Source organism: Saprospiraceae bacterium (assembly GCA_016712145.1).
Classification (GTDB): Bacteria; Bacteroidota; Bacteroidia; order Chitinophagales; family Saprospiraceae; genus Vicinibacter.
The window spans coordinates 839,294-854,786 of record JADJRO010000001.1; the positions used below are offsets into that span (position 1 = coordinate 839,294).

Below are 15,493 nucleotides of genomic sequence, written 5' to 3' on the forward strand. Positions count from 1 at the left end.
TTTAGGTGATAGCGTTCGAAGTAATTCGAACTCCCTTAAAATAAATTTAGTTTTGCCAAGGAGCTGAACCAGATACCGTCAATCCCATGCTTCTGGCAGTTCCGGCAACCATTTTCATGGCTGATTCCATTGTAAAAGCATTTAAATCAACCATTTTGTCTTTTGCAATTGCTTCAAGCTGTTCCCAACTTACAGATCCTACTTTTTTACGGGTAGGTTCCGGTGAACCACCTTCCTGTTTAGCTGCTTCTAATAATTGAATTGCAGCAGGAGGTGATTTAACAACAAAATCAAATGATTTGTCTTTAAACAAAGTAATAACCACAGGCAATAATTTGCCAGGTTGATCTTGTGTTTTTGCATTAAAGCGTTTGCAAAACTCCATGATATTAACTCCTTTGGAACCCAACGCAGGTCCTACCGGAGGTGCTGGATTTGCTTGTCCGCCTTTTACTTGTAACTTTATAAAACCCTCAATTTCTTTAGCCATAATTAATTCGTTTTTTCAACTTGCATAAAATTCAATTCGACTTCTGTACCTCGTCCGAATATTTTTACTATTACTTTTACTTTCTTTTTTTCTTCATTTACTTCTTTGATGTCCCCAACAAAATCATTGAAAGGACCATCAATGATTTTGATTGTTTCTCCAATGATAAATGGTTCGATCATAGTTTCTCCAACTTCTTGAGATTCATCTACTTTTCCTAGCATCCTGTTGGCTTCAACCTGAGTCATTGGAATCGGATTATTCTTTCCAAGAAAATGAATAATATCTGGCATGTTTGTAATGTGCTGAACAATTTCACCACTTAATTTAGAAGGCAATGCTTCTACCAACAAATAGCCAGGTAGAATATTGCGTTCCATAATTACTTTCTTGCCATTTCTGATCTTATACACTTTTTCCGAAGGTACTATTACCTGCGAAATGATTTCAGTCCATCCGGAACGGTTTACTTCTAGTTCTAAACGTTCGCGAATTTTCTTTTCTTTTCCGCTTATTACCCGCAAGGAATACCACCTTTTATCGTTGCTCATCCTTTTGGTTTTATAAACTGTAGATAAAACTCAGAATCTGGTTTACTACAAAGTCCATTGCAAAGACAACTACGGCTAACATAAGTGCTGATACCACAACTACCTTAGCAGAATCTACCAGGTTTTGACTTGTGGGCCAGGAAACTTTTTCCATTAGCTCATTGTAACTCTCTTTTAAATACAATAAGATTTTATCCATTGTCATCTTTTTGCACGGGCAGAAGGACTTGAACCCTCAGCCTACGGTTTTGGAGACCGTCGCTCTGCCAGTTGAGCTATGCCCGTAAATCTCAAATCAAGAAATTCAAATGAAATTTCCTGATTTGAGTTTTACAATAATTTTAATCCAATATTTCTGTTACCTGACCTGCACCAACGGTACGGCCACCTTCCCTGATTGCAAAACGAAGACCTTTCTCCATCGCAATTGGGTTAATTAAAGTAACATCCAAAGAAATATTATCACCAGGCATAACCATTTCTACACCTTCAGGTAGTAAACATTCTCCAGTTACGTCCGTGGTTCTAAAATAGAACTGAGGTCTGTAACCTTTAAAGAATGGTGTATGGCGCCCTCCTTCATCTTTTGATAATACGTACACTTCACATTTAAATTTCATGTGAGGCTTAACTGAATTTGGAGCACAAATAACCATTCCTCTTCTGATATCATCTTTTTCTATACCTCTTAATAAAATACCTGCGTTATCTCCTGCTTCTCCACGATCCAATAATTTACGGAACATTTCCACCCCTGTACAAGTTGAAGTTAACGGTTTAGTACCTGCAGGCATCATACCGATAATTTCTACGTTTTCACCTACTTTAATAACACCTCTTTCAATTCTTCCAGTGGCAACAGTACCACGACCTGTGATAGAAAACACGTCTTCAACAGGCATCAAAAATGGTTGATCAACCAAACGCACAGGCTCAGGAATTTCTTTATCTACTGCATCCATTAAATCATAGATTGCTTGTTTTCCGGATGCTTCTCCTTCCAATGCTTTTAAAGCCGAACCTTTAATAACAGAAATATCTCCTTTATACTCGTATTTATCTAATAACTCGCGTACTTCCATTTCTACTAAATCCAACATCTCCGGATCATCTACTAAGTCCACTTTATTCATAAAAACCACAATTCTAGGTACACCTACCTGACGAGCTAACAGAATGTGCTCACGGGTTTGTGGCATAGGACCATCTGTTGCAGCAACCACCAAAATCGCACCGTCCATTTGAGCAGCACCCGTAACCATGTTTTTAACATAATCCGCGTGACCCGGACAATCTACGTGTGCATAGTGTCTGTTTTTTGTTTCGTACTCAACGTGTGCAGTATTAATGGTAATACCTCTCTCCTTTTCTTCTGGAGCGTTGTCGATTGAGTCATAATCTTTTTTCTGAGCCAATCCTTGTTCTGCCAGAACGGATGTTATAGCCGAAGTCAATGTTGTTTTACCGTGGTCAACGTGACCGATGGTTCCTATGTTGACGTGAGGCTTCGACCGATTAAATGTTTCCTTTGCCATTGGTGACTAATTTTACTTTTATGGTTAAATGATAATTTCAATTTTTAATGAGCCAAAGAAGGGAATTGAACCCTTGACCCCTTCCTTACCATGGAAGTGCTCTACCCCTGAGCTACGTTGGCTAAGAAATAGAAGGATCAAGTTTAATACACCTTCCTAAATTCTTTCAGTACTTAATTACATCCCACTCGTTTGCAGGTGTTTATAAATTCCGAAACGCTTAAAACCTATAAGTTTAATGCCTAAAGCATATTAACAAATTGGTTTTAATTTAAATCAATTTTTTCTTCCTAGACTTAACACTTCTGTCCGATCCTTGAATCTAATTCAAAATTTTGAGCGGGAGACGAGACTCGAACCCGCGACCCTTAGCTTGGAAGGCTAATGCTCTACCAACTGAGCTACTCCCGCAATTCGAACATTGTGTTTCAGTGTGTTTGAAAATGTCAGAACGTTTTCTAACATTTAATTTCTTCATTTTTGGATTCAATTTTTGTGCATTTTAAATTGAATAACTGTACAGGTCTTCCCACAATTTTTAGGATTTCTAACAGGTTTTTTCCTATCAAACCCATGCAAAATTGTGGGGGTGATTGGATTCGAACCCATTCAGTCAAAGACACCAGATTTACAGTCTGGCCCGGCTCTCCCACTCCGGCGCACCCCCCTGCTACAGCAACCGAGCCAGTGGACGGACTCGAACCCCCGACCAGCTGATTACAAGTCAGCTGCTCTACCAACTGAGCTACACTGGCTTAAAATACACAAAAGGGCATACGGTTATACCCTCCAAAAAAGAGATTGCAAAGATATAACTATTTAAAAAAATGGATTGAAAAAAATATCAAGTATTTGTTAATCTGTTTAATAAATCATAATGCGCTGACAGTTAATGATTTATATGACTATAGCTCAAATCAGCATTAGGATTTAGCTGTGTTTTTGCTGAATTTTTTCTTTATAACGTAGCAACTGCTTTTTTAAACTGGCTATTACTTGCAAAAGTGCTTCTTCAAAACTCTTTCTTGTACATTTTGCTACAACGGGTTGTCCTGGTAAATTAATGATTACTTCTACCACCTTATCTTGAATACGACCCACTTGTTCTAATCTAAGAATTACTTTGGTTTCCAACACTTTATCTTGAAGATAATGGGTTAATCGATTCAACTTACCTTCTATAAGGTTTATCAATTTTTCATCTGCGTTAAAGTGGATTGATTGAATTGTAGTGACCATAAGTTAAATTTAGGTATTAAGGTTATAAATAATGTTTATTTGTCGGCTCGCGGATGAGCCAGGCGATATGCATTTTTAAGTTGTTCAATCGAATTGTGTGTATAAATCTGCGTTGCCGCCAAAGAAGAATGTCCTAAAAGTTCTTTTACAGCATAAATATCCGCTCCTTGATTTGAGATGTGGGTAGCAAAACTGTGTCGCAATACATGCGGACTTTTTTTCGAAATGCTGGTTTTGTCTTTTAACCAATTGTTTACCAGCAAGTAAACCATTTTTGGATATAGTTTTTTACCGTTTGGCAATACAAAGAAATATTCAGTTTCAGGTATTTTGAACAAACTCCTCACTTCTAAATAACGCAGAAAAATTTCCGCTAGTTCATTTCCAAAGGGAAGAATTCGTTCTTTATTTCCTTTTCCTAAAACTTTGAGCTGAGCTCCCTTAAAATGGACATCGCTTAACTTCAGTTCAATCAATTCATTCCGTCTTAAGCCCAATCCGTAAAAGGTCCAAACAATGGTTTCCTTCAAGCATTCTTTATAATCAAGTCCGTTGAAATCAGTTTGGGGATGCCGGTTTAGATCTTGCTCACGCAATACGACCGGCAATCGCTTTTTAATTTTTGGGCTGATTAACTTGATCATCGGGTTTTCGAGCAAAAGCTTACGCCGCATTAAAAACTTACAAAAATGCTTCAAACTGGAAAGCTTTCTACGTATGGACCGATTATCAAGACCGGCTTTGCCCATTGAAGCCATCCAACTCCTAACATGCAAGATGTCAAAAATCTGATTAAGATCTAGCTCGTATTGAAGGGCTAGAAATTCTTTAAATTGCTTTAAATCAAGGGAGTATGCCTCAATTGTATGAATTGAGTACTTCTTTTGCGTATGAAGATAACGCGAAAATAATTCCAACTTATCCATCCTTAGAACAAATCTAACGAATGGATAATAAACTAGTTAAATATTAGAGAAATAAATTATACGTTCTTTGAAATGTAATCCTGGCGATACATCGCTTTGAGAATTTCAGAACGTCTTTCCACTGAAGGTTTGGTAAAATGCTTACGGCTTCTTAATTGTCTTAAAGTTTGTGATTGTTCAAACTTCTTTTTGTATTTCTTAAGAGCCCGGTCAATGGATTCTACGTCTTTGACGTCAATTATCAACATAATTTGGTTTATTTAATCAAAATTGGAATGCAAAGATATAACAGAAAACAGGATTTACAAGTACTAAAAAAAAATAGCGGAATTAAAGATTCCGCTATTTTATAATTCATTTGAATTAAATCAAGGTTTATTTATTGCTTCTCAAAAATCCTCAACCCTAAACCCCAGTTGCAAAGGGCTTCATTTGGATGAACGGCAGAATTATTTGCAGAAGGAAACTCAAACACTTTCCATTTCAGTGTATTGGGTCCTAAAGTTAAACTTGGAGGAAATGCATCGTATTCCCCTGCAGTTAGACCACCGGCAGCTGCTGGTGAAACTAAACGGAGTCCACCTCCACATAAATCTGTTTGAATTGGAAATGCAAGTGAATCAGTTCCAGATGAATTTGCATAGTTGTACAATAAATAAGGCAAGAACGCAACAGATGCTGCTCCTCCTGGATTACCAATAATGTACACTCCGTTAAACACTTTTTTAACTTCAAGAATGTAACCAGTTGGTGCACCTGTGGTAGCGCTTAATCTGGCATAATTACCTTCCAATGCAGTCGGGCCGGGATTTGCAATCGGTCCAGCTATTACAATGTTGGAGCTCGTTGAAACTTTATAACCTCCTTTGTTATATTTTTCAAATGAAATACTGGATCCACCTATCACGGTTAAATCTGGAAGTGCTAATACTTCTGATTTCAATATGTCCACAGAGTCAAAACCTGTTTTGCCACCATGTCCTCCCACCATTCCATAAACAGTATCTACGGCAATGGCAACTACATTTGGCAAGTCAGCTTGAAGGGTTTCCTGGCCCAAACCATAAACATAAGAATCAGCCATCAATTTTTCTGCTATAAAAGGCAGAATAATTGGCTTTGCTACTGAATCGATTGCTTCATCCTTGCACGAGTTTGTAGTAAGTGCAAAAAATAGAAGCGTAGCGAAATAAAAAAATATATTTTTCATAATTGGATGTATGTTTTAATTAGTTATCCCAAAATACTTTAGCTGTAAGAGCATGTTGACCAATAAAGCTTTGATTTAAACTTTCTTCACTTTCCGGATAAGGCATAATGCTTGGATAGATTCCATTACCTAAAGCATTTTTGGTTGGGCTTTTGAATACCCCCTCCTGCGCTTGTAAATATTGGATTTCCTGCATTATCCATTCTTCTGGTTTCAATCCAGGATTCAATTGGTTGTGTTCCGTTCATGCAAACCCATTTTTGCAACCCGATGGATTTCATTGGATTGGCTGCATCGTAAGCACCTTTACCTGCTAAATAAGTAGCATCTGCTCCAGCTGTAACACCTAAAGCTGCAAAATTTGCTTTAACTGCTGCTTCATAAGATGCTTTCGCATCGCCGGCAGCTCCTAATACTGCAGCTTCAGCCAATAATAAATGTGTTTCCCATGCAGTCATAAAAACTACGGGTGCAGTTGGACTGAAAATTAATCCACCTTCTTTTTTCAAAGCACCTGCAGGTTTTGACAATGTTGCAGAACTTGTTGGAGCGTTTTCTACATCTCCAGGATTAATTCCCTTATGGTCACCTGCATCGTTGCGATCGTAGAAATAATCAATTCTTGGATCGTTGGTACTTTCCAAATAATCCAAAGTAGTTGTAGTGGCAACATAAAAATTACCCAAAGCGGTACTTCTTGCAGCTGTCCAAAATGGATTGCTACCTGTAGAACCTCCAGGGAAATCAACCTTAGCTGCATCTGCATTGGCACTAATGAAAGGTGGATCTGCTGCTACCAAATCTTTTACTTTCTGAGTAGCACCTTGTCTTAAATACAATTTAAGCAATAAGGAATTTGCAAATTGTTCCCATTTGGCCAAATCTCCTCCATACACCAAATCATCAGCACCTGGTTTTCTAAAAGAACCTCCATCGTGTAATATTTTAGCAGCTTCAATTAATTCTGCTGCCAATGCTGGATAAATTACATCCTTTGCATTATCGTATTTTGGATGCAAGATAGAGCCATCTGAAATGTCTCCTTTCAATGCTTCAGTATAAGGAATGTCTCCAAATAAATCCACACAAGTCTGGATGCCATACACTTTCATGATTTTAGCAATGGCAACATAAAACTTTTCTTCAGGCGCATTTTTAATGATGTAATTAAAATTATTTGCTGCCCGATAAACAGAACGAAATATTTGATTTCCTTCTGAAGATGAAAGTATATGTTGATCCGGATCGCCTAAGGATACACCAGGTCCACCTGTATGGTATTGGGCCCAAATTCCAATAATTGGAAATATGCGTTCTCCAAAACCAATAGCAGTGTATAATTGTCCGGAACTCAATTGTAAATTGATATCAGATGTTGCCGATTGATTTGGGTCAACATTGACATCCAGATAATTGTCACAAGATGAAATAAATATACTCAGAAAAAATATAGTCGCAAGTATATGTTTGTTTTTAAATAAATTCATAGTTATAAATTTTAATCTAATTAATTAGAATCTTACTCTTAATTCAGCTCCAATACTTCTCGCTGTAGGTGTAGTGGTTGTTTCAATTCCCACTGCATCAGAAGCTCCTCCTACTCCACCAACTTCAGGATCTGCAAACGTATTTTCTTTTGCAACCCAGAATTTTAGGTTTTTGGCAAATACTCCCAATGAAAGTGAACTGAATCCATTTTTACCTTTAAACGATGGGAAATTATAGAACAAGCTCAATTCTCTGAATTTCAAATAAGAAGCATCCAACAAATAAGCACTTGCAGGTAAACCTCTGAAATAAGAATAAGCACTGGTTTCTTTTGTATTTACATCCCCATTTAAAGTTACACTGTTGTCAACAACAAATGCTTTGCGATCATTGATCAAGGTCGTACTGGCTGTTCCGTTAAACTCGGTACTTAATTTAGTACCAGAATAAAACAAACCACCGTCTTTACCATCAAGCAATGCATTTAAAGTAAAATTCCAGAATTTAAATTCGGTACCAATTGTATAAAGGAAATTAGGTTGATAGTTACCTAAGTATTCCAACTCCGCACTTTTTTGTGGATTGCCACTGGCATTTACAACGATACGTCCTTGGTTGTCATAAGTAAATCCGGTGCCTTTAAATGTTCCAAATGGTTGTCCTTCTACAGCAACCAGGTTTAATGAACCATGGCCTGTGAAGTGCACCAATCCGGTGTAAATAGTTAATTCCTCCCCATCAATATTTGGGTCATTGATTTCAATAACTTTATTTTTATTCTTTGACCAGGAACCATTGATTTTCCAAGTGAAATTTCTAGTGTGCAGCGGAGTGATGGTCGCACCAATTTCAACCCCTTTGTTTTCCATCTTTCCAATGTTAGCTGGAACAAATGCAAAACCTGAAGACCAAGGAATGTTTACATCTACGATTTGATTTTTAGAATTGATTTTATAAACGGTCGCGTTTAATTCTAAACGATCTTTTAATAAACCAATATCAACTCCTACTTCTGAAGTTATGGATAACTCAGGTTTTAAACTTGGGTTACCAATGCTGTTGCCTTTTTGTGCACCCGCTTGTTCGTTGAATGGAAAGCGCACTTGGAAATCATCTCCTAAATCCAATAACAATGGATTTAAATTGTAATACGTATTTAGACGGTACAATGGAGCATCTTTTCCAGCACTACCAATGCCTCCTCTTAACTTCAAGTAGTTGAATGGACCAAAACTCCAATCACCCACCGAGGTTGGAACAAATGAAAATCCAACTGCCTGATAAAAGAATCCTCTATTATCTACTGGCAAGGTTGAAGAATAATCTTGTCTTGCAGAATATTCAAACGTTGCATAATCTCTGAAGCTCAAAGAATTATTAAAGTAAATTCCATAAAGACGGTATTGAGTTGTTCTTCTGGTTGCACGTGCTTGTTCTGTTGAGTTAGACAAGTCATAAAATCCAGGGATTACAAGCCCCCCCACGGTAGATCCAGAAACTTGACGCAAAGACTAGTCAATAGAATTCAAACCCAAAGTGCTGCTTAATTTAAAATCTTTACCCAATCCGGTAGCATAATTTCCATATGCATCATAGATAAGATCGGTAATTCTTGTTGATGATTCTTTGTATGATCCCAAACTGAATACAGATTCAGGAGTTCTTCCTCCATCCAATAATTCACCATCTGCCCAAGTAAACGCAGTATGGTAAGCAAATTTTGGTCCTTTTTCAGTTACTGAACTTGTAATAAAGTTGGTGCTGATACGACCTGTAAAGCTCCATTTTGGTGCTGGCTTATATGTCAAGGAAGCACTGGAAATCACGTTATCTACTGAATTGCGTAGATCCTGGTTGTCAAGGATGTAATATGGATTGATAGAATATTGTCCATAAAAACCTTTGAAATCATGGTACGGACTGTTGTAATCCCGTAATTCATTAAAAGGAATGTTGGATGGCGTCTGCGTAACAAATGCCATTGCTGGAGTTCCTGCGGAATATCCAAATGGGTAACCTCCTTCTGTAGCACCTCTTTGATTAATTTTGGAATAATTCATTTTAAAATCAGACCTCCATTTATCAGAGAATTGTGCACCTACATTCAATTGAATGTTGTGTTTATTTAATTCGGTATTTAAAACAATTCCTTTATTGCTAAAATTGGTATAAGATAACAGATAGGTAAATTTATCACTACCCCCACTGATTGAAAAATTATTGCGGATGGTTTGACCGATTTCAAAAAAGTTTTTAACGTTATCTTTTACAGCACTGTAAGGCCTTACCAATTGCTCGAGTTTACCATTAGACAATGGTATCAATTCGTGATTTTCATCAAAAGGAGCTGCTGTCCATGGTATCAGACGTCCATCAAATTTAGAACCCCAGGCAAAGTTTTCTCCCATAAAAATATTAATTCCACCTCCGCAACCATTGCAAGATTCATATCCTGAACCATATTGTTCCTGATATTTATAAAGCAACAATACGTGTTCTGCACTATACGATGAGTTGAAAGAAATATTTGGTTTTTCTGATTTTCTTCCAGCTTTTGTTGTAATCAAGATTACACCGGATCCACCTCTTGAACCATACAATGTGGTCGCTGCAGGTCCTTTTAATACTGTAACATTTTCAATGTCATCGGGATTGATGTCATTTCCTCTGTTTCCAAAGTCAACATAATTATCACGGTCTCCATCTTTACCGGTACCGCCTCCACCTGAAGTGGCGCTGTTGTTTACTGGCACTCCGTCTACAACAATTAATGCATTATTCCCTTGGGTCAAAGAAGTTTCTCCTCTTAAAACTACCCGGGTAGAAGCACCAACTGCTCCAGAAGCCTGGCCAATTTTAACCCCTGCAACCTTTCCTTGAAGAGCATTTAATACGCTTCGACTTGCAGATGAATTCAAATCCTCTGAATTAACAGATTGATTGGCATAAACTACATCGCTTTTGTTTCTTTTAACTCCCAATGCGGTAATAACGGTTTCCGTTAATAACACACCTTCGTCCATAGAAACGTCAAGCAAATTGCTTACGCCTAGTGTAAGTTCCTGGGTATTGTAGCCGGTATAACTTACTACAAGGGTTGAAACCCCGGCCGGAACATTTAAACTGTAACTGCCATTTAGATCAGTGACGGTTCCTACATTGGTGCCTTTGGCTAAAATGTTTGCACCAATAACCGGATCACCTTTCTTGTCGGTAACTGTACCTTTTACCATTCGCTGTGCTTGCGCTGAAGCCAGAATGCAAAAAAGCGACAGAAAAACAAATAAAACTTTCTTCATAATCTGGTTAGATTTAGTTTGCTTAATATTTTGTTAACCCCCAAAGATAGTGTTGTTTACAAATTCCAAAAATTTTAACACTTAATTTCTTAATGCATTTCTCAGAAATTTATATATTACAAATAGTAATATTTATACTATGTTGATTTTAAATTATTTGATACAATTCTTATACATCCCTATGGCATTTTCCAATCCAAAATAAATTGCATCTGTAATGAGTGCATGCCCAATAGAAACCTCGTCCAGACGCGGTAATTGCAATTTATAGTAGGCTAAATTCTGTAAATTCAGGTCATGTCCTGCATGAATCCCCAAGCCAAGTTCGATGCCTTTTGTTGCTGCTGCTTCATGCAATTTTATATGAGATAATCGATCGCTTGTATAAGTCCAGGAATACGGTCCTGTGTACAATTCAATGCAATCTGAGCCTACATCCCGGGCATGTTGAACCATTTCTACATCAGGATCTAAGAAAAGAGAGACCCGAATTCCTTCTCGTTTAAACTGAGCAATACAATGTTCAAGGAGTTTGCGGTTTCTTTCAATATTCCAACCTTGATCGGAAGTCAGGACTTCAGGGGAATCAGGAACTAAAGTAACCTGAGCAGGTTTGTGGGTGCAGACCAAATCAATAAAATGGGTGGAAGGAAATCCCTCGATATTCAATTCGGTCTTCAGTACTTTTTTTAATTCACCAATATCGGCAAACCCAATGTGTCGCTGGTCTGGTCGTGGATGAACCGTGATTCCATCAGCTCCAAATCGCTCACAATCCAGTGCGAACTTGATCAAATCGGGGTAATTGCCTTTACGGGAATTTCGGATTAAAGCAATTTTATTGATATTTACACTTAATCTGGTCACCATGATTTTGATAAATGTCCAAAAGTAAGCTGATCTTTTTATTTTATTTTGTACTCCTGGTGCTTTGCGGCCTGTTGTTTAGTTATGCATTGATGTTTTTTGGTTTTTGGCTTAAAGGCATTGAGTTAAGTTCTATTCTGGAGGACGGTCCCGGTCTTTTTGAAGCATTGAGCGCACCAGAATTATTGATTATGCAATTATGCAGTCAGGTTTTTTCCATGATCCTGCCTGCCTGGATTTACATGAAAATGGATACCGAACTTGCTTCCGCTTTACAAACCAAGAAATTTAACTTGAATCTATTTGTCTTTTGTTTAAGTTTTTTTTTGTTGAGCATACCCCTGGTTGGATTTTCTGCATACTACAATCAATTAATTCCTTTACCTGATTGGATGATCCAAAACGAAGACCGGGTTAAACAATTTATTGAAAAACTGTTAACCTTCAATTCGCTTTCAGATTTAATCATGGCTTTCATCGTCATTGCAGTTATTCCTGCAATTGCAGAGGAATGGGTGTTTAGAGGAATACTCCAAAATTATTTGATTCGATGGCTTAAAAATCCATGGATTGGCTTGATTCTAAGTGCTGCACTCTTTTCCGGAATTCATATGCAATTTGAAGGGTTTATACCCAGATTTATCTTAGGCTTTAGTTTAGGTTTTGTGTATCTTATAGGAAAAAGCCTTTGGTATCCCATCTTGTTGCATCTAATTAATAATGGCAGTCAGGTTTTACTGGCATATTTTAATCAAGAGGAAATTCAAAAACAACTGAGTGGTGAACTGGAAAAACCACATGCAAGTCTCGTATTACTTGTCACGGTCTTATGCATTTTGAATGCCTGGTATTTATTTAAAAAATCGACTCCTGAACAATGAAAACACGTATCCTTACCGGGTTGGTTTTAGGCTTGTTTATGATATCTGGCATGTTATACAGCTTTTTTACGTGTCTGATGTTGTTTGTAATTATTTGTGCTTTTTCACACCAAGAATGGCAAAAGAATTTTTTAATCAATGAATCAAAATTGACCAAGACCATTTACACTGTTTTTTTTCTTGTGTGTCTTTGCATTCTGATTTTTGTCGAGCAGGTAAGCTATTCAAATAAGCTAAATGAATGGCTCCCATATTTCAATGGAAGTGTAATTTTGTTATTGTGTTTATTTGGAATTCCCTTATACCTTAATAAAAACTGGAAATTTACACAGAGCTGGTATTGCGGTATTTTTTACATTTATTTTCCTCTGATTGCTGGAATCTACTTTTTAAATCAGGATTTTGAGACAAACCGGTGGCTTATTCTTGGATTGGTAATTATCAATTGGTGTAATGACAGTTTTGCATATTTTACTGGAAGGTTGCTGGGTAGAACGCCCCTCGCTCCGTCCATTTCACCTAAAAAAACAATTGAAGGAGCTTTAGGCGGCATTGCTTTTGGGATCCTGGCAGCTTATTTACTTAATATCTATATGTTTCAGCAGCCTTATCCTATTGAAAAAATAATTGTACTTGGCGTGGCTGTATGCATTGCAGGCATTACCGGAGATTTGTATGAATCTAAAATGAAACGCCTTGCAGGCATTAAAGACAGTGGAAATTTATTGCCGGGTCACGGTGGCTTCCTCGACCGATTCGATAGTTTTTTCTATATCATTCCTGTAGGTATTTTTGTACTCTCAATTTAAATATCAATAATATGTACATTCATAAAGAAGGACGCGCTTGGGTGATAGGATCCTTGTTGGTTTATATCCTGTTGATCATTTTATTTCAAAATATCATTCCAGCATACAATTGGATTCTGATCATTCTTTTAGGCATTCCATTCTTATTAATTCTCAATTTTTTCAGAAATCCAATTCGGACAATTCCTCAACCAGATGATCACATGGTCTATGCTGCTGCTGATGGAAAGATTGTAGTCATCGAAGAGGTTTTTGAGCCTGAATATTTTAATGACTCCCGTAAAATGGTGAGTATTTTTATGAATCCACTCAACGTACATTGCAATCGCTATCCGGTAAGTGGCAAAGTGGTTTATACAAAATACCATCCCGGAAAATATTTAGTTGCCTGGCATCCAAAATCTTCTACAGAAAATGAACGCAACACGGTAGTCATTGAAACTGCATTTGGTACACAAATTCTGATGCGTCAAATTGCAGGTGCATTGGCACGAAGGATTGTTTCCTATGCCCAACTTAATGATTCCACTAAACAAGGGGAAGATTTTGGTTTTATAAAATTTGGTTCCCGGGTGGATTTGTATTTCCCTTTAAATGCAGAAATCAAGGTGGAACTTCAGCAACTGGTTAAAGGGAATTTGGATGTGATCGCACACATTAAATAAAGGAAGCATCTAAATAAAGATTTACAATAATTCATACCGATGTAATCATGAATTCCTTTGAAACAAAAACACCATGGATTTAAATACTTTATCGGAATTCAGGTCATCTAAAGAATTGCAAGAAAAACTTGCAGCTTATGGCATTGCCAAACATTTTTCAGAAGGAGCTGTCATATTGGATGAAAATGCACACATTCGGTCGATTCCAATTGTGACCAGTGGAAGCATCCGGGTGATACGTACCGATGACGAAGACGATCGTGAATTGTTCTTATATTATATCAAAGCCGGCGAAAGCTGCATCATGTCCTTTTTAGGAGGCATGCATCATGACACCAGCAAAGTAAAAGCCATTGCAGAAGAAGAGACGGACATTTTATTTATTCCTATTGAGAAAGTTAGCTTACTAATTAAAGAGTATCCAGCCTGGCTTGATTATATATTTCGTTTATACCATAAACGTTTTGAAGAATTACTGGATGTAGTCAACGAGATTGCATTCAAGAAAATGGATGAACGCCTGCTCTCCTTTATCAATAAAAAATGCGAACTGACAAAAAGTTCGACGCTTTATGTCACACACGAGCAACTTGCTCAAGAACTAGGCACAGCGCGGGTTGTAATTTCTCGCTTACTAAAACAAATGGAAACAGCGGGTTTGGTTCGTTTGGGACGCAATAAAATAAGTTTACTTGTTGGGAATCACATTAATTAAAAACCGCATTGGACAATGCGTTGGCTTCAATACTTTCAAATAATTCAGCCAAAAAAACGTTCGCTAATTTATCAGTAGCTGTTTTGTCCAAAGCATTGCCTTTATCATCAAAAGATTTAGCAACATTGGAAACGGGAAACATATTGGTAACTGTCCATGCTCCTATTTTCCAAAGTATAAATTGTAAAGAAATCAATGCTTGCGAACCACCAAATATACCTTCTGATACCGTGCATATGCATATTGGTTTGCCGTGCCATTCATCATACAAAAGGTCAATAACATTTTTTAAACTAGCAGGAAATCCACCGTTGTATTCGGGTGTACCAATTATAATTCCATCGGCCAATTTGATTTTGGCAGCAAAATCTAAAATTTGTTCTGTCGGGTTTTGAAATGTTTTAATGGTGTCTTCAAAAATGGGAAAGTTGTATTCTTTCAAATCTAATATTTCGGAAGTAGATAAATTATTCTCATCCAAATAAATTGTTTAGCAGTAAACAGAATAAATCTAAAGAGTGAAAATCTCTTTTACGCCGAGTAACGACCGGAAGTATTAGCAAGCTGTAAGCTGGTATGAAGTGATTCATGCACTGAAGTAAACAGGACTGCAAAGGTCACAATATTTTAAAAAACATTTCACAATTTGCATACGAGTTGCAAAAGTTCAAGGACTAAAATTCCTTAATACCATGAAATTATTATACGCTCTCAACAATGATTCAGAATAATTCATATGAACTCAATTTAAGGGATGAAATAATGCTGCAATTTATTTCATATTAATTTGAGTGAAGCTTTTAGAAATGCAAATTGAT

General features: G+C 37.1%; 17 protein-coding genes and 5 tRNA genes. 4 read left to right on the top strand and 18 right to left on the bottom strand.

Annotated elements, in window-relative coordinates; translation table 11 throughout:
* Positions 1–46 precede the first annotated feature (46 nt).
* The 17 genes from rplK to IPK91_03700 form a co-directional block, all read right to left on the bottom strand.
* On the bottom strand, positions 47–490 hold the full coding sequence (gene rplK, locus IPK91_03620; GenBank protein ID MBK8296371.1) for a 50S ribosomal protein L11: 444 nt from the start codon (positions 488–490) through the stop codon (positions 47–49).
* A 2-nt stretch (positions 491–492) separates the two neighbouring features.
* The gene (gene nusG, locus IPK91_03625; GenBank protein ID MBK8296372.1) at positions 493–1,041 is read right to left on the bottom strand and encodes a transcription termination/antitermination factor NusG; all 549 of its coding nucleotides are present in this window, start codon (positions 1,039–1,041) and stop codon (positions 493–495) included.
* 10 nt (positions 1,042–1,051) lie between these two features.
* Positions 1,052–1,240: a preprotein translocase subunit SecE gene (gene secE / locus IPK91_03630; GenBank protein MBK8296373.1), complete on the bottom strand. Its 189-nt coding sequence runs from the start codon at positions 1,238–1,240 to the stop codon at positions 1,052–1,054.
* Between the two features lie 13 nt (positions 1,241–1,253).
* Positions 1,254–1,326 (bottom strand) — tRNA-Trp (locus IPK91_03635).
* 56 nt (positions 1,327–1,382) lie between these two features.
* Positions 1,383–2,576, bottom strand: coding sequence for an elongation factor Tu (tuf, locus tag IPK91_03640; GenBank protein ID MBK8296374.1), 1,194 nt, complete (start codon positions 2,574–2,576; stop codon positions 1,383–1,385).
* A gap of 50 nt (positions 2,577–2,626) precedes the next feature.
* Positions 2,627–2,698 (bottom strand) — tRNA-Thr (locus IPK91_03645).
* A gap of 216 nt (positions 2,699–2,914) precedes the next feature.
* Positions 2,915–2,987 (bottom strand) — tRNA-Gly (locus IPK91_03650).
* A gap of 173 nt (positions 2,988–3,160) precedes the next feature.
* A tRNA-Tyr gene (locus IPK91_03655) sits at positions 3,161–3,243 on the bottom strand.
* Positions 3,244–3,258: 15 nt separating this feature from the next.
* A tRNA-Thr gene (locus IPK91_03660) sits at positions 3,259–3,331 on the bottom strand.
* A 175-nt stretch (positions 3,332–3,506) separates the two neighbouring features.
* The gene (gene raiA / locus IPK91_03665) at positions 3,507–3,815 is read right to left on the bottom strand and encodes a ribosome-associated translation inhibitor RaiA (protein ID MBK8296375.1); all 309 of its coding nucleotides are present in this window, start codon (positions 3,813–3,815) and stop codon (positions 3,507–3,509) included.
* 35 nt (positions 3,816–3,850) lie between these two features.
* Positions 3,851–4,741, bottom strand: coding sequence for a tyrosine-type recombinase/integrase (locus tag IPK91_03670; GenBank protein ID MBK8296376.1), 891 nt, complete (start codon positions 4,739–4,741; stop codon positions 3,851–3,853).
* Positions 4,742–4,797: 56 nt separating this feature from the next.
* Positions 4,798–4,989: a 30S ribosomal protein S21 gene (locus IPK91_03675; protein MBK8296377.1), complete on the bottom strand. Its 192-nt coding sequence runs from the start codon at positions 4,987–4,989 to the stop codon at positions 4,798–4,800.
* Between the two features lie 131 nt (positions 4,990–5,120).
* Positions 5,121–5,951, bottom strand: coding sequence for a hypothetical protein (locus tag IPK91_03680; GenBank protein ID MBK8296378.1), 831 nt, complete (start codon positions 5,949–5,951; stop codon positions 5,121–5,123).
* A gap of 125 nt (positions 5,952–6,076) precedes the next feature.
* A complete protein-coding gene (locus tag IPK91_03685; protein MBK8296379.1) occupies positions 6,077–7,438 on the bottom strand; it encodes a SusD/RagB family nutrient-binding outer membrane lipoprotein in 1,362 nt (453 codons plus the stop codon).
* Positions 7,439–7,462: 24 nt separating this feature from the next.
* A complete protein-coding gene (locus IPK91_03690; protein ID MBK8296380.1) occupies positions 7,463–8,947 on the bottom strand; it encodes a TonB-dependent receptor in 1,485 nt (494 codons plus the stop codon).
* A 3-nt stretch (positions 8,948–8,950) separates the two neighbouring features.
* Positions 8,951–10,738 (bottom strand): TonB-dependent receptor plug domain-containing protein, encoded by a 1,788-nt coding sequence (locus IPK91_03695; protein MBK8296381.1) that lies wholly within the window; start codon positions 10,736–10,738, stop codon positions 8,951–8,953.
* Positions 10,739–10,891: 153 nt separating this feature from the next.
* A complete protein-coding gene (locus tag IPK91_03700) occupies positions 10,892–11,605 on the bottom strand; it encodes a pyridoxine 5'-phosphate synthase (protein ID MBK8296382.1) in 714 nt (237 codons plus the stop codon).
* A 14-nt stretch (positions 11,606–11,619) separates the two neighbouring features.
* Between IPK91_03700 and IPK91_03705 the strand changes: the two genes are divergently transcribed.
* The 4 genes from IPK91_03705 (at position 11,620) to IPK91_03720 (ending at position 14,675) form a co-directional block, all read left to right on the top strand.
* The gene (locus IPK91_03705) at positions 11,620–12,486 is read left to right on the top strand and encodes a CPBP family intramembrane metalloprotease (GenBank protein MBK8296383.1); all 867 of its coding nucleotides are present in this window, start codon (positions 11,620–11,622) and stop codon (positions 12,484–12,486) included.
* On the top strand, positions 12,483–13,295 hold the full coding sequence (locus tag IPK91_03710; protein ID MBK8296384.1) for a phosphatidate cytidylyltransferase: 813 nt from the start codon (positions 12,483–12,485) through the stop codon (positions 13,293–13,295). Before IPK91_03705 ends, IPK91_03710 begins: the two co-directional genes overlap by 4 nt.
* A gap of 11 nt (positions 13,296–13,306) precedes the next feature.
* Positions 13,307–13,960, top strand: coding sequence for a phosphatidylserine decarboxylase family protein (locus tag IPK91_03715; protein ID MBK8296385.1), 654 nt, complete (start codon positions 13,307–13,309; stop codon positions 13,958–13,960).
* Positions 13,961–14,033: 73 nt separating this feature from the next.
* Entirely contained in the window at positions 14,034–14,675 is a 642-nt protein-coding gene (locus IPK91_03720) for a Crp/Fnr family transcriptional regulator (GenBank protein ID MBK8296386.1), read from the top strand.
* Here IPK91_03720 and IPK91_03725 read toward each other — a convergent pair.
* A complete protein-coding gene (locus IPK91_03725; protein MBK8296387.1) occupies positions 14,668–15,162 on the bottom strand; it encodes an NAD(P)H-dependent oxidoreductase in 495 nt (164 codons plus the stop codon). The two genes, IPK91_03720 and IPK91_03725, sit on opposite strands and share 8 nt — an antisense overlap.
* Positions 15,163–15,493: the final 331 nt, after the last annotated feature.

Coding starts and splice junctions, on each gene's coding strand:
- IPK91_03685 (MBK8296379.1), bottom strand. CDS start 7,438: ATGAATTTATTTAAAAACAAACATATACTTGCGACTATATTTTTTCTG.
- IPK91_03705 (MBK8296383.1), top strand. CDS start 11,620: ATGTCCAAAAGTAAGCTGATCTTTTTATTTTATTTTGTACTCCTGGTG.
- IPK91_03715 (MBK8296385.1), top strand. CDS start 13,307: ATGTACATTCATAAAGAAGGACGCGCTTGGGTGATAGGATCCTTGTTG.
- nusG (MBK8296372.1), bottom strand. CDS start 1,041: ATGAGCAACGATAAAAGGTGGTATTCCTTGCGGGTAATAAGCGGAAAA.
- rplK (MBK8296371.1), bottom strand. CDS start 490: ATGGCTAAAGAAATTGAGGGTTTTATAAAGTTACAAGTAAAAGGCGGA.
- IPK91_03680 (MBK8296378.1), bottom strand. CDS start 5,951: ATGAAAAATATATTTTTTTATTTCGCTACGCTTCTATTTTTTGCACTT.
- IPK91_03670 (MBK8296376.1), bottom strand. CDS start 4,741: ATGGATAAGTTGGAATTATTTTCGCGTTATCTTCATACGCAAAAGAAG.
- secE (MBK8296373.1), bottom strand. CDS start 1,240: ATGGATAAAATCTTATTGTATTTAAAAGAGAGTTACAATGAGCTAATG.
- tuf (MBK8296374.1), bottom strand. CDS start 2,576: ATGGCAAAGGAAACATTTAATCGGTCGAAGCCTCACGTCAACATAGGA.
- raiA (MBK8296375.1), bottom strand. CDS start 3,815: ATGGTCACTACAATTCAATCAATCCACTTTAACGCAGATGAAAAATTG.
- IPK91_03720 (MBK8296386.1), top strand. CDS start 14,034: ATGGATTTAAATACTTTATCGGAATTCAGGTCATCTAAAGAATTGCAA.
- IPK91_03710 (MBK8296384.1), top strand. CDS start 12,483: ATGAAAACACGTATCCTTACCGGGTTGGTTTTAGGCTTGTTTATGATA.
- IPK91_03675 (MBK8296377.1), bottom strand. CDS start 4,989: ATGTTGATAATTGACGTCAAAGACGTAGAATCCATTGACCGGGCTCTT.
- IPK91_03695 (MBK8296381.1), bottom strand. CDS start 10,738: ATGAAGAAAGTTTTATTTGTTTTTCTGTCGCTTTTTTGCATTCTGGCT.